This window comes from Natronomonas salsuginis (genome assembly GCF_005239135.1).
Taxonomy (GTDB): Archaea; Halobacteriota; Halobacteria; order Halobacteriales; family Haloarculaceae; genus Natronomonas; species Natronomonas salsuginis.
In genome coordinates, this window is record NZ_QKNX01000005.1 from 178663 (window position 1) to 197284 (window position 18622).

Genomic DNA, 18622 nt, shown 5'->3' on the forward strand with positions numbered 1-18622 from the left:
GTCAGTTGGGAAGTACAGGATGTGCTGCAATCCATGCTGACAACCAGTGAGTCGGAGGTCTCGTTCGAGGAGACCGACACCCGATACGACGAGATGCACAGTACCATCGAAGACTGGATCGACAAGCTCGTCGCAGACGTCGACGAGGCAAAAGCCAGCCAACAGTTCCAAGAGTGGCTCGAGGTCCAGGCCTGATTCCACGACTACTCCCATCGCAACACCCTCTTGATCAAGCTCCAGTGTCCCGAGGCACCCCGCGTGGCGGGCTACAATACGTGGAGGTCGGAGTTCGACCGGTACGTCCAGGAAGGCGAACAGGCGATCTGGATATGGGCACCCATTATTACGAAGCAGTGCCCTGAGTGCGAGAACTCACCGAGCTACCACGAGCAAAGCGGCTGTGACTATGACGAGACACCGCCAGAGGAATCGTCGAAAGGACTGGTTAGATTCAAACCAACGGCAGTCTTCGATGTGTCTCAGACCGAGGGCGAACCGCTCCCCGAGCTGGAAGCCGAGGCAGCTGGTGACGCCGACGACCTGGTGCCAGCGCTCCTTGATCCGGCACCTACTCTCGATATCGACGTCCGTGTCGTCGACGCTGCCGAGTGGGAGCATGGCGACGCGAAAGGCGTCTGCAAACACCGGACTCTCCACGAGGGCCAGCCCGTCGTCGAAGCGAAAGCCCGCTCAAATCAGGCCGATCTCGCGGTGACATTGGTTCACGAGTACGCCCACGCGCTGCTTCATTTCGATGGCGGCCACGAGCCCGAGCGCGCAAAACGCGAGGTCGAAGCGGAAGCCGTTGCGTACATCGTCGGGCGGTATTTCAACCTGGATACGAGCGGGTCAGCGTTCTATCTTGCCGCGTGGCAGGACGATGATCCCGAGGTGATTCAGGATCAACTCGGGCGGATCAGTTCGACCGCGCAGGAGGTCATCGACACAGTTGTAGAGGGCTGAACACGCCTTCCCCGGCTATTAACCAACGCCTGGGGAACTTTGTCCACACTGTTGGTTAATTCGTTCAGCGTTCGACCACGTGTGTTTCGATCGGTCCCGAGATACCCCACTGACAGTCGATATTATGGTTCAGAATCAATTCGGCGCTGCTGGTCACGAAGGTACTCAACGACGGCATCGATATCCTGTTCGGGAACCGTTTGTTGTTCGAAGACTCATTTGAATGCATCTGCGAAATCCTCCGACGTGAGGCGGTTAAGGACAGTCTCGATGCGACCAGCGAGCTTCTTGGACTCCCCGCGATGCAGATGAGTCGCGATCCGGTCGAAATCCGCGCCAGCAGCCAGCACCACCAGATCCCGGGAGTCTGCCTTGCGGCCACTGTGGAGTTTCACCGCGAACAGCAACTCCCGTTCCGGAATCCTGGCTGTTACCGGACGCCCGGTTCGCAGTTCCTCGGTGACAGAGTGCTAGGCCAGATAGCGATGCGACCACTCAGCTTCCGTCTGGCGACAGCCCAGCGCGTCCACCATCGCGTCGAACCGAACCGGATTCCCGATATCTTTCGTAAACCGGATAGTCCGGCCCTCGTAGAGCTCGTTTCGCTCGACATCGGCCGTTTTCTCGTAGCCGCGGTCGGTGAGAAGGTCCGTGTAGTCGTCGACCGCTTGGGCCGGAATGACGACGTCGACGTCCGTGGTGAAGCGTTGATTGAACGCCGCGATCGCCCATCCACCGACGAGCACGTACGGCAGGTCAGAGTCAATGACGGCCTCCAGCGTGTCCAGCAATTCATCTTCGCGTTCACCGAGACTCATGCATTGAGACGCGGATCCTCGTGGAATGCGTCGATATCGCGGTCATATTCATCGGCGATCATCTCCAACGCCGGCTCGTAGTTCACCCGGTAGTTCAACACGTGCTCGATTGCCTCGTCCAACGGAATGACCGGATTGCCGTCAACCCACTCGCGAGTGATTTCCCCACTCGTCGGGAACAACACGTACGAGACGGTCGCGTCGTAGTCGGTCGCATCCGGCCGCTCTTCGATCCGGCTCGGAATCCCGAACTCATCAAAGAACGCCGTCCACTGTTCGACATCGCGGTCGGCAACCTGGATGAAGATCGGATAGTCGTCGTGGCCGCGGGCGATCTGATAGCCGCCGTGGGTCCAGACGTAGACGCCGTCGATTTTCGTGTACGCAAAGGGCATCCCGGCGAAGTGCGGAATGACGTAGCCGTCGTCGATCGAGGGAGGAACCGAGCGGGAAATAGCGGCGACGAGATCGTAGTAGCGATCCCTGACAGCGTAATTCTCGATGTAGACGCCGTCCTCGCGCCGGATGAAGCCTGCGTCCTCCAACCGCTCGATCCAGTCGTAGACCCACGAGTAGGAGCCGTCGATCTTCTGGGCGATTCGACGGATCGAGTCGCCGGGTCGGGCCGCGACCATGATTTTCGCCGCGGTCTCGTCGACGTACTCCATCATCGTTAGTTATCGGTATCGCATCTAACGGTATTAGTTTTGTCCCCTGTATTCCCTATGAAGTTATCGCTATACAGATACGCTATTTTGGCTCTGGTAGTCCGATCCGGCTCAGCATTCGAGCAGAGAGAGTTTAACCAACAGAGGAGACGATTGATCGGTATTTGTTGGTTAATTTTATCAGCGCCCGCCGAGGGGTGGAGGCGCACTCCCGTCTCCACCGACCCATGACCGACCGATATCCACCGATCGTTCTCGACGAGTCAGAGCGAGTCGCAGAGCACCACGAGCAGGTCGCCCAATCTTCAGACAATCCGAATCACGAGTATCTCCGGTACGCCGTCCTTCGGCTGCTCGAAGACGAGGGCGACGACACATCGGTGGAAATACCGCAGATTGACGGCGTGACCGTCGGATACGGGGAGGACAAGGCAATGTACGAGAGCTGGGACGACGACGTCGAGTGGTGGGAGACGGTTCCGCCGCAGGCGAAATGTACTCGCTTCCGGATATTCTACCCCGACAAGCACGAGGCTGTTCCGCGAGTCATCGTCGACGTGATGGCAGCACTCGGGGCGTGGCGTGTCTGGACTGGGAGTGCAGCCGCCTGTGGCTCCTACGATCATCGCGAGCGGCAGGAAGGCCACTATTTGTGGCCGGAAGGCCATCCGGTCGAAGACCTGCTGCAGGATCGGCTCCAGAGTCGTGCCAGCGCCGTCACACCAGACGGTGGACAAACTGGCGATGTTCGCGACCGGATGGTCGTCACGGAGGATTCGAGCCAGTATACAGACCTCGAACCACGAACTCGACGGGCCGTCGACGAATCGATGGCTGTCTCGCTGCTCGAAAAGGGTGGCCGGTACGAGGTCCGATCGGCGTCCGGAAACTGGTACGAAGTCGACGTGATCAGCGAGTCGTGTACGTGTCCAGACTGGCGGAAGCGTACGCCCGAGGGCGGCTGTAAACACCTCCGGCGAGTCGATCAGGAGATCAAGCAGGGGCGGGTCCCACGACCTGATGGGCGTCTCCCCTCGAACTCGTAGGATCGCCCAGCGTTCGAGAGCTCCCGAGGCTACTGTAACTGCAGACGAAACTCCTTGATGTAGAGTTTCGAGTAGTGTTACAGAAGCTGGAGAACCGGTGAGAGCCGTTGATAGCGACTTAACCAACAAAACTATTGTTTCGTGGGTCGTGTTGGTTAACACGAGAGTAGCCGATGTCCTACGAACCCCCGACCCCACCGGCGAACCTCCCAACGGAGATCATCAACACGCTCAACGAGTCGGACCCGGAGCAGCTCCGAGACGTTGCGACGTACGCTGAAGCGCTCGCCGAGCACCAGGAACGAGAGGCCCGTCTTGAGGAATCGGCAGATCAAGAAGAGGTCGAAGAGCGACCAAACGATCTCCCGGACGACGTCCCTGCCAAAGCGACAATCACGATCAAGGAGATCAATGACAATCGCTACTACTACTGGCAGTGGCGGGAGGGTGATTCAGTGAAGTCGAAGTACAAAGGCCCGGTCAACCCGGACGAGTAAAAATCGATGATGGAGGACACCCACCCCACGTTTCCGTCGTAACTGGATGTTGGTGGAGGGGGTGGCGCTGATTTCGAAGGGACCACACCCCCCGCCTTTCCGTCGTTTCTCCACGACGGCATAGGGAGAGGCTACGATAGTGCTATGCAGCCGCTAATTCTGTTGACCTATAACCAATCTAGAGATGAACTGACTTCTGCAACACATAGATTAAAGTAGTATAGCTGAGAAACGCTCACTAAGCGTACTTCGGCCAAAGAGGGGGCGAAGTACTTCGCCCCCTCAGCTGAAACAATCCTTTCCAGTTGTTTCTGCAGACGGCCAGTATTGGACGGCTAGGCCGCTCTCGTCTTTGGTATCTCATCGTGGACGTCTTCTTCGAGTCCCCTCCCCGCCTGTTCGGTGATTACGACGGAAACGTGGGGGGTGTGGGTTCGGGATTCGACATCAAGGCGACGCTTCCGTCTACGGGTTTCCTCTCTCACGTCGGAAACGCGGCTATATTATCAGTAATCCAACTCCACCGAATGACGGCATTTTCCGGCTGATATCGGACAAGGAACGTCGGAAACGTGGAGTGGCATTCTCCACTAGATTTATACTCCCTCCGATCACACCGTGTGATATTCAATGACGCCCGACTCTTCACCCAGTTCTGTCGACGATCCACTCTTTAAATCCGGGCATCGCATCTTCGCGAACAAGGATCTCCTGAAAATCGGCCACGTGCCGGAGGCTGACCGGATCGTCGGTCGCGACGAGGAAATCTCAAAGCTCGCGAAACGTCTCAACGGTGCTGTCCACGGGTACTCCCCGGAAAACGTGATGATCTACGGGAAAACTGGGACCGGTAAATCTCTCGTTTCAAAACACGTCTGCCAGCGAGCTCAAAATGCCGCTCAGGATGGCGTCGAGATTGGGACAGCGTATATCGACTGTGCTGAAGACAATACCGAAACCCAAGCAATCTCCTCACTTGCCGCGAAGCTGAACGATGAATCTTCGACTGGAATCTCCGTCCCACATACCGGCCTCAGTACGTCGAAATACTACAAACTCCTCTGGAATACGCTCGACGCTCAATTTGATTCTGTGATCATCATCCTCGACGAGATCGATCTGATGAACGATGACAGCGTGCTGATGAAGCTCTCGCGCGCTGAGGAGGCGGGGAAAATCGACTGTAGCGTCGGCGTCATCGCGATCAGCAACAAGATCCAGTACGTCGACAACGTGAACGAGCGCGTGAAAAGCAGCTTCCAGCACAAGGAGCTGTTCTTCAAGCCATACGACGCCAACCAGCTCCGGGAAATCATGTTTAACCGTGAGGACGCCTTCCAGGACGGCGTCCTTTCCGAGGACGTGATTCCGCTCTCGGCGGCCTTCGCCGCGCAGGAACACGGCGATGCTCGGAAGGCGATCGACATTCTTCGCCACGCCGGCGAGGTCGCCTACGAGGCCGGGGCAGAGCAAGTGACGGAGGAACACGTCCGCCAGGCACAGCAGCACGCCGAAAAGGACCGGTTCAGAGAACTCGTGAACGGCGCACCCACGCAGGCGAAGGCGGCGTTGCTGGCGCTCACGGAACTGAGTGTCAACAGCAACGACGATGCGTTCCTCACGAGCCGGGTGTACGACCAGTACGAACGCATCTGCAACCATCTCGATATGGATATCCTCTCAGTCCGTCGGTTCCGCGACATCCTGAAAGAGCAAGCCTTCCTCGGGGTTGTCGAAATCGAGAAGATCAACAAGGGGAGTGCGGGCGGCATTCACCTCCAGAACCGACTCATCGAAGATCCCCAGGTCGTCCGCGAAACGATCCTCGAGGACAGCCGGATGCAGGATTAAACTCGCGAGTAGTGCCCCCCACTACTGAGTGAGTGCGGACGACGGAAATCCGGGGTGGGGCGTGAGGAAACACGGAAACGAGGGGGATCGAAAATTACGTCGGAAACGTAGGGTTGGTTCGAAACGACGGAAACCAGGGGTGGGGTTAACTACGACAGTTCGTTGGTGGCTCCGAACGAGCTCAAAACGGCGTCCCTCTCACCGGAGAGCTCTCGGCGAATGTCGGATCGGTCCCACCCGAGTGGTGATAACAGGCTTTCGACAGCTCGGACGAGCTGCGTCTCATAGTACGAGGCGTCGTAGGTCTCGATCTCTTCATACGCGAGGGCGACCCGCTCTCGTGAGCTCTTCTCGTCGTCGACGACCACGTACTCGATATCTTGTCCAGGATGAACAGCGAGATCTTGGTCGCGAGCCCGTTTCAGGGCCGCCACGTTCTGTGTGTTCTGTGTGTACCTCTCCAGCGGCTTGGAGACGCGATTCCGTTCGACCAGGTCCTTGATTGGGACCGTTCCAGCATGGAGGCGCGTGACGGCGTCCTGAAGATCATCGATTACCGCACCAGGCGACCGAGTCGCATCAAACTGTTCGAGACAGTTCCGCTGGACCTTCTCGATAAACGGTGGTGTCGAGCGCTGCCGCGCTTCGATACCTCTGATCTTGAACTCGTCGGCATCCGCGACCTTCCCGAAGTACTTCGTCAGCGCGCCGGCGTCCGTCGCCATCTCGTACAGCGTCGGGACGATCTCGCTCGTCGAGCAGACCAGGACGTCCGGATCGTGTGCGTCGAGCACCCCCTGGACGGCGGTCAGGATATCCGTCGGCGAGCCGGTGACGGCGTCGCCGCCGACGGACAGTTTCTCGTAGACGTCGTTGCTCGTTTCGGTCACCGGAACGCTGAGCCGGAGCGTCGACAATTCGCTCGCCGGCGTCGGGTCGACGCCGGTCTCCAGACAGTACCGGAACTCTCGCGAGAAGTCCACGTTGAAACAGGCGAGATCCCCAACTGGATAGTTGGACAGTTGGCGCGCTTGCCGGGCGAGTGGGGTGACGCGGTCGATATGGGCGACGTCGACGGCGAGGACTGGTTCCTTGTCCCATCGAAAGCCGGGTCGTCGCGCAACCGTCTCGGTCGCGACGACGTCCGGGTGCTGGTCGTACACCGATTGGGGGTCGTGAGGTCAAGGTCGCCGTCTAGGTTGCGAGGGGCGACGTAGAATCGCGGTGTGTAGTTATCTCGTTCTGTTGCGACGGCGCCGTCAGCGGTTGCCTCCCACTCCAGGACGCGGCCGTCGCTTAGGAAGTCAATTGTGAACGGCATTCCCTACAGAACCAACAGTGGGGTTCCGGATAATCGATGGCGCGTCACTTCCGGATTTCAGGGAACGACATTCTCTCTCGCAACCATCTCGGTCGTGGTGACGACAGATGCTGGTCGTACACCGACTGGAGTGTGATAAGGTCGGGGCCGGCCTCTGGGACGTGAGGGAATACGTAGAAGCGTGGAGTTTGACATCCTCCGCGCCTTCTAGGGCGCGGTTTCCTCTATGGAGTTTTCGGCTATGCCGATTCTCTGAGGGCAATATTCCCGTGGTGAACGGTACTCGGGTCTGTGCGCTGTTCGTTGGGACTTTCGTGAGGGTGTGGTGTCCCCGACCAGGTGTGGTCGTCCCACTGGAACCGCACGGGCCGTGCCATCGGCCTGACTGCCTGTTTTATGTGCCGCTCGAGAAACGTCTCTGATGCGGTTAGGTCGGCGTGCCCCTGGAACCCACACGGACAGGTGAGTGTGTCCTGATGCCGCGTCGTTCGGTCAGTCGATCCACACCGTGGACATTCCTGACTCGTCCACGCCTCCGATCGAACCTCGACCGAAATCCCGTATTCCTCTGCGGTACACGCTAATCGCTCTGTGAACTTGTTGAACGCCCAGAAGTTGTGGGTCTTGGCGTTGGTTTCGACCGACCAGTGTGTGTCCAGCACGTCGGTCAATCCGCCGATATACACCGTATCCACGCCCTCGACGTACAGTCGATCTAGCAAGTCACGACACAGTGCTTCTTGAGCGTGGTTGCGGCGGCGGGTGCGTTTCCGGTACAGTCGCCGGATACGCTCACTACTGTACCGGCCTTCCGGGAGCTTGGATTGCAACCGGGCAATCTCTCGTGTCGTCTCACGGAACCGCTGGAACAATTCGCGGCCTTCGTACAGGTATTGCTCGCCGGTCGTGGTGGTACAGGCGACGAGATTGTTCGCACCGATGTCCAGAGCGGCCGTTTCATCGGCCAGTGGAGTTGCCCGTGCACTATCAGAAACAGTCACGGGTTGGGAAGCTCGGAAGGTGCTTTCAGTCTCGTCGTACCATAGCTCCAACCGGCCCTGTTTTTCGTAGTCGGGCCAATTCGGGTTGCCAGCGATTTCGATTCGGAGACAGCCGGTGTGATCGTATCGGTCTTTCAGCTCGCTGCCGACCAGAATCTCAAGCCGAGACCGATCGCCCCACTCAGTCGTGTATGCGTCGTTACGAATGACGGTCCTGAGTTGGCGTCCGTCGTCTTCGTTGCCACGGAATCCCGGCGGGTTGGGATGTTCCGTAACCGACGTGTTCGACTCGTCGTGGTACTGGTCTTTCAGATGCAAGAAACTGCGCCACGCTTCGCTGTTTTTGCGTATCACCTGTTGAGCTGTAGACGCCCCGAGCACGCCTTTGTATCGACCTTGAACTCGGCCGGTGTCGGCGTCCCATATGCCGCCTTCGAAGCTGCCCTCGTCGTTGTACCGCATAAGGCGTTGGTAGTTAACTTCGTTCCAGAGGGCGGCAGAAGCGTCCGACAGATCCCGTAACAGTTGCTCTCCGGTCTCGGAGAGCGGTCGCACGGCGAACGTGTCGGTGTGCTTCATCGACCAACTATCGACTTGTTCCGTCGCAAGGTAAACACTGTCCAGCCAGAGTGAAAGTAAAACTGGAGTCGCTACGTTGGAGACTTCTGACCGGAAGGAATACCGCGGTATCTCAGCAGATCGGCCCCGATTCCTGTCTACCCTCTTCGGACCTTGGTTCCGAGGAGCGACGCCGTGTCCTTTTCGAGTTTCAGCAAATAGGTTCGAAAAGCGGTCTCGACGTTATATTTGGCTTATTGTTCGTCGTCGGCTTCTGGAACGATTTCCGGAATTCACCGGGGTGGATTCAGCCGGTGTACTCTCCACTGAAGTAATATAGAGATTTGCAAAAGGAATATATTCCTCCAGATAGTTCATTTCTATATGAACGACCGAAACCCACCAGATGAGTTTGCGGACGTCAACGAAGCGGTTGGCGAGGAATGGGAAGTAGAAACAACACCCTATGAGCGCATTCGACACGTCGTTGCGCATACCTACAGCCCCGTCTCAGCTGATACCGTAGCTGACGATGCACGGACGGCTCCAAAGACCGCTCGAAAGCACCTGAACACACTCGCAGACGAGGGGTTTGTCGAGACGACACCCGGCGAACAGGGTGGCACGCTCTATCGGCGCTCACCTGAATCACTCGTCGTCGAACAGGCTGCCGACATCCTTGAGCACGTCTCTACCGATGAACTTGTCACCCGAATTCAGGAGATGCGCGAGCAGCTCACCGAATATCGGTCCGAATTCGGTGTTGATTCCCCCGAAGAATTGGCGGTCAACCAGACGAACCAGGTCCTCAGCGAGACTGGGTCACAGGACGAGATCGACCCAGAGACGATTCGTGAGTGGAAGACGCTCCGACGGGATCTCGCGTTCGCGAACGCTGCCCTCTCGATCGGCAACGCCGAACAGTTCGTCGATGGTGACCGTCGCTCGACTGACGACAGCGTCCCTGCCTGAGCAATGCGGGATTCGCCTGACCAAGCAGAAATCCATACTCTCCCGGGGGCCACGGATCGACCGGCGTTACTGACGATTCGTGACGTCGTCGAGGAGATGGAACCGCTCGCAACAGCCGACCTCGACGACTACCTCCATCCATCCGTCCTCGAAGTTGTGCTTGACGATGGACTATGTGAGGCCGATGAGGCCCGAATCGACATCCAGTGGACGACACGAGATGATTACAAGTTCCATTACACGGACACGGAAGCGGTGAATCTGCGCTGGGGGAAGCACCCACACGCAGGCGACTACGTCCACGTCTCCGGATTAGAACACTACCACCCACCACCAAATGCCAGTTCTGACCCAGACGAGGTCGAAGAATCTTGTATCACACAGTCTCCCGAAGAGTTAGTCACTCGCGCCGTCCTCAAACTCTGGCGAGTCGCCTACCATACGGACTCGTATGAACCACTCAACGCAGGTCGCAACCCGCCGTAGGAACCAATCCGAGTGCTTTCGTCCACGAATCCCCACTGGGATGCGAGTTCCTCAAGCGATAGGCTCCAGCGACTTCATGGATTATGATTCAGTCGGATGTGCATCCTTGTTGTTGTCAATCTCATCGTGGTCATAATGTAGGTGGCATGATACCTTACGATTACTGCCAGCATCAACCAATTCTGGAGCCTTTTCACAAATGTCCATCTTCTCAGGACACCGATCTGCAAATCTGCAGCCCCCACCTATATCGACCGGGTCTTGAGCGGAGCCTTGAATCTCAGTACGGGGACGATCGTAATCTGGATCTGGTATGGGGATGGCAGAAATCAAACCCTGAGTATATGGATGAAGTGGGTCCTCTATGATTTCAGTTGTTGGGCCAGTTTCAACGTTTGTACCCAAATACATCACGTTAACTGCATCACAGACATAAGAAACAGTGGAAAGGTCGTGGGAGATATAGAGTAGTGAGACTCCTAGAGAATCGACAAGATCTGAAAGAAGATCTAGAATAGATGCTTGGGTTGAGACGTCGAGCATCGATACTGGTTCATCAGCAAGGAGGACCTTAGGTTCCAAGACTAACGCCCGGGCAATAGCGACTCGTTGCTTTTCTCCCCCACTCAACTGATCTGGGAATTGTTCAGCATATTGCTCACTGGGAGAAAGCTCAACTCTTTCGAGTACATCATGGATACGTTCTTCTTTATTTTCCATGTTGTGAACTATCAACGGTTCTTTCAATGTTTCCTTAACCGTTAATTTAGGATCAAGTGTATTAAATGGATCTTGAAATATGATTTGGACATTCCTGCGATATTCCTTCCAATCTGCTTTAGAAAATTCCGAAATTGGTTCCCCCTCATAGTAGATTTCACCTTTTGTAGGCTCGTGGAACCCAATCAATGTATGTAGTAGCGTTGATTTCCCACATCCACTCTCGCCAATAACTCCAACTGCATCCTCTTCCTGCAAATCAAAGGATACGCCATCAACAGCCTTCACTATTTCTTTGTCGCGGCCAAATATCAGGTCAGTTAAACCCGAACGCTGGCCAAAATGCTTGTGAAGATTGTCTAACTTAAGAAGCGGTTCATTTCCCACCGGAACCACCTCGAGGTGCCGCGCTTTCTAAGTCCGCTAATTCTCGGATTTCATCCATCCGTACGCAGGATACATTATGTGCTATATCTTTATTCTGTTGCTTGTTAACTGGTGAAGCCGGAGGTTCCTGTGCATGACACTCTTCGATAGCCCATGGACATCGATCAGCAAAAGAGCAATAATCGACTTCGCCAATAGTTTCTGGAGGGTGCCCCTCGATTTTACTTAATTCTTGATCGGGATAGCGATGATCTGGGAATGCACGCTGTAGTAATATCGTATAGGGGTGGCGGGGTTCATAATATACCTCCCGTACACCGCCTGATTCTACAACTTGTCCTGAATGCATAAGAGCGATTTTATCACAAGTTTCAAATACAAGACTAATGTCATGAGTGATCATGACCATACTTGTTTCACTCTCCTCTTTTATACCATCCAGATATTTGAGTACCTGATCCTGCATAATAACGTCAAGAGCCGTCGTTGGTTCGTCTGCAATAATAAGTGAGGGCCTAAGAAAAAGTGCCAACGCTATGATCGCACGCTGTTGCATACCGCCGGAAAATTCGTGAGGATAATCGGTAATCCTGCTTTCTGGGAGGCCAACAATATCGAACAGATGTCGAAACCGATCTAGAATTTCATCTTCAGGGAAATCGGTATGCACTTTCCCAATCTTCACTGCTTGTGTGCTTATTTTTTGAAGAGGATCAAGGCTTTCCATAGCATTTTGTGGAATCCAAGCGATTTCTTTCCATCGGATTTCCTCATTATATTCCTCTTCAGTCATGTCTTGCAATTCTTTACCCTTATACCGAATTTTACCAGAGGTTACCCGACCGTTTGAATCCAAGGCGCCGATGATGGCTTTTGCCATCGTGCTTTTTCCACACCCGGATTCGCCTACTAGGCCCAGATACTCATTTAAACCAAGCTCAAAAGATACGTTCGATACTGCGGTGAGTGCCCCTTTGGCAGTGCTATACTGAATCGTAACATCTTCGAATTCTAAAACTGATTCTGACATTTGTTTAGACACCTACGACAGCTGCACCACTATCAGTTTGTCTTGCTACGCGCTCATATCCACGTGCGAACATAAACGTCGCCAGTACGGTTACTGATATCAACATACCGGGCGGAATTGACCACCACCACGCGGTAGAAACCATCCCGGCAGATTGTGCATTCTGGATCATCATACCCCAGGAAGGTATCTCCGTATTGGCCACTCCTATGTAAGCCAAACTTGCTTGGATGAGTATCGTCGCCCCGACTCCAATTGCACCAAAGAGCATCACCATAGTCCCGACATTTGGTAATATGTGTTTAAGAATTATTCGGGGCGTGCTAGCGCCTGTAGCCTTAGCTGCTAAGACATACGGACGTTCTTTCACTTGTAACACTTGAGAACGTATCACACGAGCAGAGCCTCTCCAAATTATTAATGTAATTACAAGAATGGAGCTGTAGAACCCTATCCCAAAAAATGCGAGGGCAACGAGGGCGAATGGTATCAAAGGGATACCATATGCGAGGTCGGTAAAGCGCATGAGCAGATTATCAACCGTTCCGCCTACATACCCTGAAGTAACTCCAACCGTTCCACCAATTAGTGAGATCATGATGAAACCAAGAGCGCCCGTAATTAGTGTCGGACGCGCTCCGTACAGTAATATTGAAAACACGTCCTGGCCAGTATCATTCGTCCCAAGGGGATGTTCTAAAGATGGTGGTTCACTGATTTTCAGGGTTCCATCGTCCCCAGTATGTCGCTCGTCATAATCATAGGGTGCAACTATTGGTCCAAATATCCCTAAGGCTGCAATGAGAACTAAAATTGAAAACCAGAATCTAACTGAATTTTCACTTAACATTATTTGTAGACCACCGATTGTATTCCGCACCAAATAGTGGTTGATTACTCTGTCTTTTATTTTTCCCACAAGGGGTACCGATTCCGCTGTGCCTCTATCTCGCATATTTGGTCTAAATACCCTGCCTCTTATAAAACCCTACCGATATATATATTCCCCAGCGAAAGAGCATCGAAAAATCCCGTAACAGAAATACACGGCCTTGTTGAAGCCCTTGCTGGCAAACATGGCGGACGAGTAGTCTGAAACAAAACGGATTCCCTGCCGAAGTCACGTCTTTTCCGTTTCGTTGAACGGGCTATGGTGCTGGCTCGCCGTGCTGTTACACGTTTTTCGACTCGATATCCACGGAAGCGGTCTGATTCGATCCCCGCCCCCTCGACACTCTGCAAGGCGTTCGACCGCTTGGAGATGGCCTATTGGCGGATTCTGCTGAACGTTTCACTTTGGGGACTTGCCGCTGAACGGTGTCATCAGCATTGATGCGTCCGGATTCGAGCGGGCGCATGTATCAACTTACTATACAGAGCGAACAAACCTCACCACAGAGCCAACAAACCTCACCATCCAGCAATTGAAGATGACGCTGTTGGTCGATACGGTGACTAATGCGGTGCTTGACATTCATATGACAACGACACGGAAGCACGATACGCAGATAGCGCCACAGGTAGTGAAACAGAACGCAGCGTCCCTCATCGAATCGATGGCGTCCGAAGACACAGCGCGTCCTTCGATCGTGTCGAGACGTGTTGTCCGAGTCGGCAGCCTATCCCAGAGCTCCAACGTGTACGATACTCCTGGCCGTGCATCTCGATGAGGGTTCTCTCTTTGTCCCTAATCGGTTCTTCAAGAGCGGCGGTGTCCCCAAAACAGAGCGTGCCATAGAGTTCCCCGTCGACCGAGATAGTCGTCCCGAGGTAACTCCTGAACTCGAATGTGTCATATGCTGGCTCATCTGCCCACCTTTCACCAAGGGCGTCGCTGACGGCCAGTGTTCCCTCCGGATCGGAGATGGTTTTCCGACAGTAGGTCTTGGATAGCGGGACGGTAGTTCACGGTCCTAGAAGCTCGTGGGAGCCATGCTTGTGGATCAATATTAGGGGTCAACAACCTCCGCCACAGCCGCTGAACATAGGGCAACTCCCCGCTCGCGTCTGGTGTGCAGATACTGTGTGTCACTAAATGACTCCCTCGTTGGCGGTGATGCCTTTTTTCATTATTCTCGGCGAAATGTGATAAATTGTGGGAACATACCTAGGGAAATCGTTTACAGACTCGCTCCGCAAGTAGACCGACGTTGTGAATTCAAAACCACGAGATTTCGGGACGCCCCTGTCTATTAAATAAACATCCTGTATCGAACGATTCCCGCTCCTAGACTCGTGAGCGGCCACTGTGAGAGATTAGCGCCGTATATTCAGCACGGTCCCGACAAACTATCACCGTATGAGGGTTTCAACGAGCCATGTGAGAAGAATCCCTGCTCTGAACGTCATTAAACCAAAGCCCAAAAAATTCAGAACGTGATTGGGTGTACAAACTGTCCGATCTTTTCAGCTATGTCGAGATGCGTCGTTCGAGATTACAGGTTACAACCGAGGTGAGACGTTTCTCGTCAAAATACCTGTTGTAGATTATGTAGCTTCCCACACCATACTATTCTGCCCCTCCTTCCACACTGACTCGCGGGTCAACAACCCCGTAAATGATGTCTATTAGGAAGTTTGAGGTGATAACAAATGTAGCAATGAGGAAAAATAGGAATTGTACAACAGGATAGTCACGTGCGAATACCGAACTGACAAGTAACGATCCGATACCTGGCCAATTGAATACTAATTCAACGAGGACCAGACCACCGAGAGCGCGCGTCATCGAGATTGGAAACAGCGTAATAACAGGCAATATCGAATGGTGATACACACGTCGTAAAATATCTTTCCTCGATTTGCCAGTTATTCTATGGTAGAAGGTAAAACTTTGATCCGACGTTTCGACGACGTTTGTACGCATTATCATAGTTGGTCCTGCAAGGTAACGAAGCACGATCGTGGCGAAGGGTAGAATATAATGCCAGAGGAAATCTGTACTTAGATACAATTGCCACCAAGCTTGATCAGTCGCAGCACCACCATATGCGTACATCCCGCCAGTTGGGAAAATTCCAGCCCAACTTGCAAAAATCGAGATCATCACGATCGCTAGGAAGAACGACGGAAATGAGCTGAAGAAAATAACAGACATCAATCCACGACGCTCAAAATTCGTTCCGCGTTGCACGCCGAAGAGTGTCCCTAGAACCGATCCCAGAATATACCCTGTGGTAATGGCAGGCGCAATTAAAATTACCGAATTAAATAAAGGGATACGGACGTGATCCCAGACTGGTTTCTGTCCAACAATAGAGGTTCCAACATCTAGATTTATGTAATTCATAATAAAATCAATATACTGTACATATAACGGTTGATTAAGGCCCCACCTTGCTTCAAATGCAGCGATGGCTTCTTCGCTTGCTCCACGATAGATCATCAATGTAGTATAATCCCCAGGGAGTGCTCTGAAGAAAAGAAATACCAAGGTAAGTACTAACCAAAATAAAAATACGGTCTGTACCGCTCGACGCAAGAAGTATTTCTTACTGACCATCGCTTTGACTTTTTGGAGTATATGGACGAGTTCCTGTGTTACTTCCAGTTGTAACCATACTGGTAAACGCGACGACGGATTTTGACTACTTATACCTTTTGGTTCTCTCTAGAGCTTCAGTACCTCTGACGATCGGTGATTAGTATATCTATCTGTGTGTTTTTAACTACATGAACATAGTAGAAATAAATAGAGTTCACTGTTCTACAACTCACTTAATAGTATGAGAGATTGAGACTACAGCGGGTTTAGCGGGGCTGTAATGTATGACTTTAGCAAAATTGATCTGCGGGCACAGTACCAGGCTGGCGCTCAACCAGGAAATTCCATTACTTTATCATCCATTTCGGCGACTAGTCGCAGTGTTGTCGCTCAAAATGCGGGCATTTGTCTAAACTGAGCGATCTTCTACCCGAATCCAGTCCCGTCAGACTCGGTGGTATACCCCGGCTCTAGGATGTCCCTGCGTTCGTCTTTGGAGATGCCAAGGCCCATGCTCTTCGATGCAAAGTCCAGTTGTTTCAAGCGGGCCGACTCGAACGGTGCTCGCGACCTCACTATGCTCGACCGCGTTTCGAAACAGGTTCTTCAGGACGTGTTGCAGGCGACTCCGATCATTATAGATTCTGAATGGCTCGGTAATTTTGAGAGTGTCATGTATTGTTTGACCATTTTCCAACATTCTAATACGAGGGGTTCCATCTGGGTATATTCCTGTTCTACAACGGTTTGGGCTTCCTGAGCGAGCACTAATGTATCCTCAATGATCGCATCCATTCGTTCTAACGCCTCGATGGCTGGATTTAGATGAGCGCCGACGTAGTCGTCTTGTGCCTACGGGAACCTGCCGTGTATCGGCGCGGAGGTGCAGTTGCCGCTTGGCGGCGTCAAGAAATCGGGCAACTGCTATCCTTCTGCCCGGGAGGTGATCAAGGCCGTCACCGAGCGGACCACCTGGACGCTGAACAACTTTAGGGATATCCAGATGGTACAGGGCTTCTCAGCCGATATCAAGACGGAGGACGACTGATGGCCGTCTCGACGGAAGTCGTGGTGGCGACTTCGCCGCCACGCAGTTCCCGTACCGAGCGAGGAAACCTGACGCACAAGAAGGTCAACGGGCGCGATGGGATTCGAACCCACGACCGTCGGATGTCTCCCCACGCCGGAACACCGACGCGGATAGAAGTCCGACGCTCTATCCGGGCTGAGCTACGCGCCCTTCGGATGAAAAAAGAACGGTATCCTGAAAAGCGGCACGGGTTAGCCGTCATAGCGATACAGCGACAGCACGAACGGCAATCGATGGAGCATCCAGATGGCGATAGGCAGGCCGATGACGGTGATGGCGAGGACGTTGGCGACGTTCGCCCAGATGAAACTCCCCACTAGCCGACGAAGACGAACCACAGCGCACGGGCTCAACCTCGCCGAGCATCACGGCGAGATCGCCCAGAAACTGCGCCAGGAGAACGGCCCTGCCGCCTTCGCCGAGGAATCGCTACCGGCAGTGAATACGTAAAAGAGCTTGACGACTTCATCGAGCGCCGCTCCAATTTCGTCAGCGTGGCTTGGGGGCCTCGACGTTTTGTCTCGGTCTGTGATGGGTGCTTTCTTCTCGTAATAGGTTCCGTCAAATTATGTTATTCGATTGTTCGGTTGTATACGACCTGGCTTGCTGACGCGCGTTTTGTATCTGTGTGCATTAGTCCCTGTCTCAACTTGTATGCATTGGTCCCTGTCTCAACTTCTGATTATCCTTGGCTGAACACATCAAAGCGGTTTCTCAGGGGTCACCAAATCAAGAAGGCGCTCGCACCGCGAGAAGGATTTCTGGCAACGTCTAGTTTTTAATGGCCACCAAGCGGGGCGGACACTTGCCTCAGTATTTCTCAGAACAAGATCTTAACTAAGCCAACGTGAATGCATAGCCGGCGGACGAGACTCGTCTCGTCTGACGGCTGCATTTCATAAAAATCAGTACTTTACGGTTTCACTGAATCCGAAGAAGGCGACTGGAATCATTGTTTGACGACTTGTTTAACGAAGTGGAATAGTACCTTTTGCACACCTGTACTCTCTCGCTTCATCTCCAACGTTCTGGCGGGCTATCGCACGCCATCAGCGGATTCAATAGAACCGTACTTTACAAAGCTGGTTAGTTAGAACGCCTGCTTGCTGGTGATGTGTCCTATTGTGGTGCTTCTAACGACTCCAAAACAGGAGTCAAGAGTTCAAATTAACCGTCGGTACTTCGCAACCGAGGATTCTGAAGCCGAGTTGAGTCGTCGTGAGTGGTCCAATCTCGGAGCAACAGCTAAGTGAATTGAGACGCCGGTCTCCGAGAGATGGTGACTGGGACAAGAACGGCTCTTTCAGCCGTCTGTGACGAGTGCTGCCGCTACCGAATTGCGGGCCCGAGGCCGCGGGCTGGCCTCAGCCCGCGGCCGGAACCGGGCCGTACGCTTCCGGCACTCCGACATCATTCATCTCGATCTCCCACCACTGCTCTAACTCTGCTCCCAGTTCGTGGTGAATCCAGTCACAGAACGTCTGGAACGTAAACTGCGTGGGCAGGTCGCGCCCGTCCCGCTGCGGGCAGGCGATGACCGCCCATCGTAGCTCTAACACACTTCCGAATCGGACATCTTCCTCAATCAGAGCGACGCTTCAGTTCCGCTGCTCACGCCGGTTGGGAAGTACCGACCGTAAGGTATATATCTAAGACTAATCTACTTCTCCCGAGTCATGGAGAGTAATACAGTCGATAGAAGATCAGTCTTAGCAAGTATAGCAGGCGCG

At 53.7% G+C, this 18622-nt stretch carries 12 protein-coding genes, 1 tRNA gene and 7 pseudogenes; 8 read left to right on the forward strand and 12 right to left on the reverse strand.

The features are described 5' to 3' along the window. Positions 1–33 precede the first annotated feature (33 nt). Positions 34–963: pseudogene (locus DM868_RS12500) on the forward strand (DUF955 domain-containing protein). Between the two features lie 122 nt (positions 964–1085). On the opposite strand, the pseudogene DM868_RS15820 reads toward DM868_RS12500, so the two are convergent. Then, positions 1086–1781: pseudogene (locus tag DM868_RS15820) on the reverse strand (nucleotidyltransferase domain-containing protein). After that, complete coding sequence (locus tag DM868_RS12510) at positions 1778–2449, reverse strand: helix-turn-helix domain-containing protein (RefSeq protein ID WP_137277168.1); 672 nt, start codon at positions 2447–2449, stop codon at positions 1778–1780. Before DM868_RS12510 ends, DM868_RS15820 begins: the two are co-directional and overlap by 4 nt. A gap of 227 nt (positions 2450–2676) precedes the next feature. Here DM868_RS12510 and DM868_RS12515 point away from each other — a divergent pair, with 227 nt between their 5' ends. From DM868_RS12515 to orc4, 3 genes are all read left to right on the forward strand, one after another. Next, positions 2677–3495 carry a hypothetical protein gene (locus tag DM868_RS12515; RefSeq protein ID WP_137277169.1) on the forward strand — a complete coding sequence of 273 codons (819 nt, stop codon included), beginning with the start codon at positions 2677–2679 and terminating at the stop codon, positions 3493–3495. 173 nt (positions 3496–3668) lie between these two features. Next, positions 3669–3992: a hypothetical protein gene (locus DM868_RS12520; RefSeq protein WP_137277170.1), complete on the forward strand. Its 324-nt coding sequence runs from the start codon at positions 3669–3671 to the stop codon at positions 3990–3992. 630 nt (positions 3993–4622) lie between these two features. Further along, positions 4623–5843, forward strand: coding sequence for a DNA replication protein Orc4 (gene orc4, locus DM868_RS12525; RefSeq protein ID WP_137277171.1), 1221 nt, complete (start codon positions 4623–4625; stop codon positions 5841–5843). A 149-nt stretch (positions 5844–5992) separates the two neighbouring features. Here orc4 and DM868_RS12530 read toward each other — a convergent pair. Together DM868_RS12530 and DM868_RS12535 are read right to left on the reverse strand one after the other, a co-directional pair. Beyond that, positions 5993–7164, reverse strand: a pseudogene (locus DM868_RS12530) (DNA polymerase domain-containing protein). 239 nt (positions 7165–7403) lie between these two features. Further along, positions 7404–8744: an RNA-guided endonuclease InsQ/TnpB family protein gene (locus tag DM868_RS12535; RefSeq protein WP_137277172.1), complete on the reverse strand. Its 1341-nt coding sequence runs from the start codon at positions 8742–8744 to the stop codon at positions 7404–7406. 363 nt (positions 8745–9107) lie between these two features. Here DM868_RS12535 and DM868_RS12540 point away from each other — a divergent pair, with 363 nt between their 5' ends. Together DM868_RS12540 and DM868_RS12545 are read left to right on the forward strand one after the other, a co-directional pair. Continuing rightward, entirely contained in the window at positions 9108–9695 is a 588-nt protein-coding gene (locus DM868_RS12540) for a DUF7342 family protein (RefSeq protein WP_137277173.1), read from the forward strand. Positions 9696–9698: 3 nt separating this feature from the next. Continuing rightward, positions 9699–10181, forward strand: a complete 483-nt coding sequence (locus DM868_RS12545) for a hypothetical protein (protein WP_137277174.1) — start codon at positions 9699–9701, stop codon at positions 10179–10181. An 81-nt stretch (positions 10182–10262) separates the two neighbouring features. Here DM868_RS12545 and DM868_RS12550 read toward each other — a convergent pair whose 3' ends face one another. From DM868_RS12550 to DM868_RS12560, 3 genes are read right to left on the reverse strand one after another with little or no spacing between them, the layout of a single operon-like run. Then, positions 10263–11288, reverse strand: a complete 1026-nt coding sequence (locus tag DM868_RS12550) for an ABC transporter ATP-binding protein (protein WP_170964511.1) — start codon at positions 11286–11288, stop codon at positions 10263–10265. Next, positions 11278–12318, reverse strand: coding sequence for an ABC transporter ATP-binding protein (locus DM868_RS12555; RefSeq protein WP_137277176.1), 1041 nt, complete (start codon positions 12316–12318; stop codon positions 11278–11280). The genes DM868_RS12550 and DM868_RS12555 overlap by 11 nt, the downstream gene beginning before the upstream one ends. Positions 12319–12322: 4 nt before the next feature. After that, positions 12323–13273, reverse strand: a complete 951-nt coding sequence (locus tag DM868_RS12560) for an ABC transporter permease (protein WP_137277177.1) — start codon at positions 13271–13273, stop codon at positions 12323–12325. Positions 13274–13468: 195 nt separating this feature from the next. On the opposite strand from DM868_RS12560, the pseudogene DM868_RS15560 reads away from it, so the two are divergent. Continuing rightward, a pseudogene (locus DM868_RS15560) lies at positions 13469–13916 on the forward strand (IS5/IS1182 family transposase); the annotation flags it as partial. Here the strand turns inward: DM868_RS15560 and DM868_RS15825 are convergent. Together DM868_RS15825 and DM868_RS12565 are read right to left on the reverse strand one after the other, a co-directional pair. Further along, positions 13864–14184, reverse strand: coding sequence for a GAF domain-containing protein (locus DM868_RS15825; protein ID WP_394347533.1), 321 nt, complete (start codon positions 14182–14184; stop codon positions 13864–13866). The pseudogene DM868_RS15560 and the gene DM868_RS15825 overlap by 53 nt on opposite strands. A 643-nt stretch (positions 14185–14827) precedes the next feature. Next, positions 14828–15820: an ABC transporter permease gene (locus DM868_RS12565; protein ID WP_137277178.1), complete on the reverse strand. Its 993-nt coding sequence runs from the start codon at positions 15818–15820 to the stop codon at positions 14828–14830. An 832-nt stretch (positions 15821–16652) separates the two neighbouring features. Between DM868_RS12565 and DM868_RS12570 the strand changes: the two are divergent. Further along, a pseudogene (locus DM868_RS12570) lies at positions 16653–16850 on the forward strand (aldehyde dehydrogenase family protein); the annotation flags it as partial. An 88-nt stretch (positions 16851–16938) separates the two neighbouring features. Here the strand turns inward: DM868_RS12570 and DM868_RS12575 are convergent. The 3 genes and pseudogenes from DM868_RS12575 to DM868_RS12585 form a co-directional block, all read right to left on the reverse strand. Continuing rightward, positions 16939–17042, reverse strand: a tRNA-Arg gene (locus DM868_RS12575). A gap of 41 nt (positions 17043–17083) precedes the next feature. Then, a pseudogene (locus DM868_RS15675) lies at positions 17084–17238 on the reverse strand (YccF domain-containing protein); the annotation flags it as partial. A gap of 1018 nt (positions 17239–18256) precedes the next feature. Further along, positions 18257–18448: pseudogene (locus DM868_RS12585) on the reverse strand (ISH3 family transposase); the annotation flags it as partial. Positions 18449–18622 lie beyond the last annotated feature (174 nt).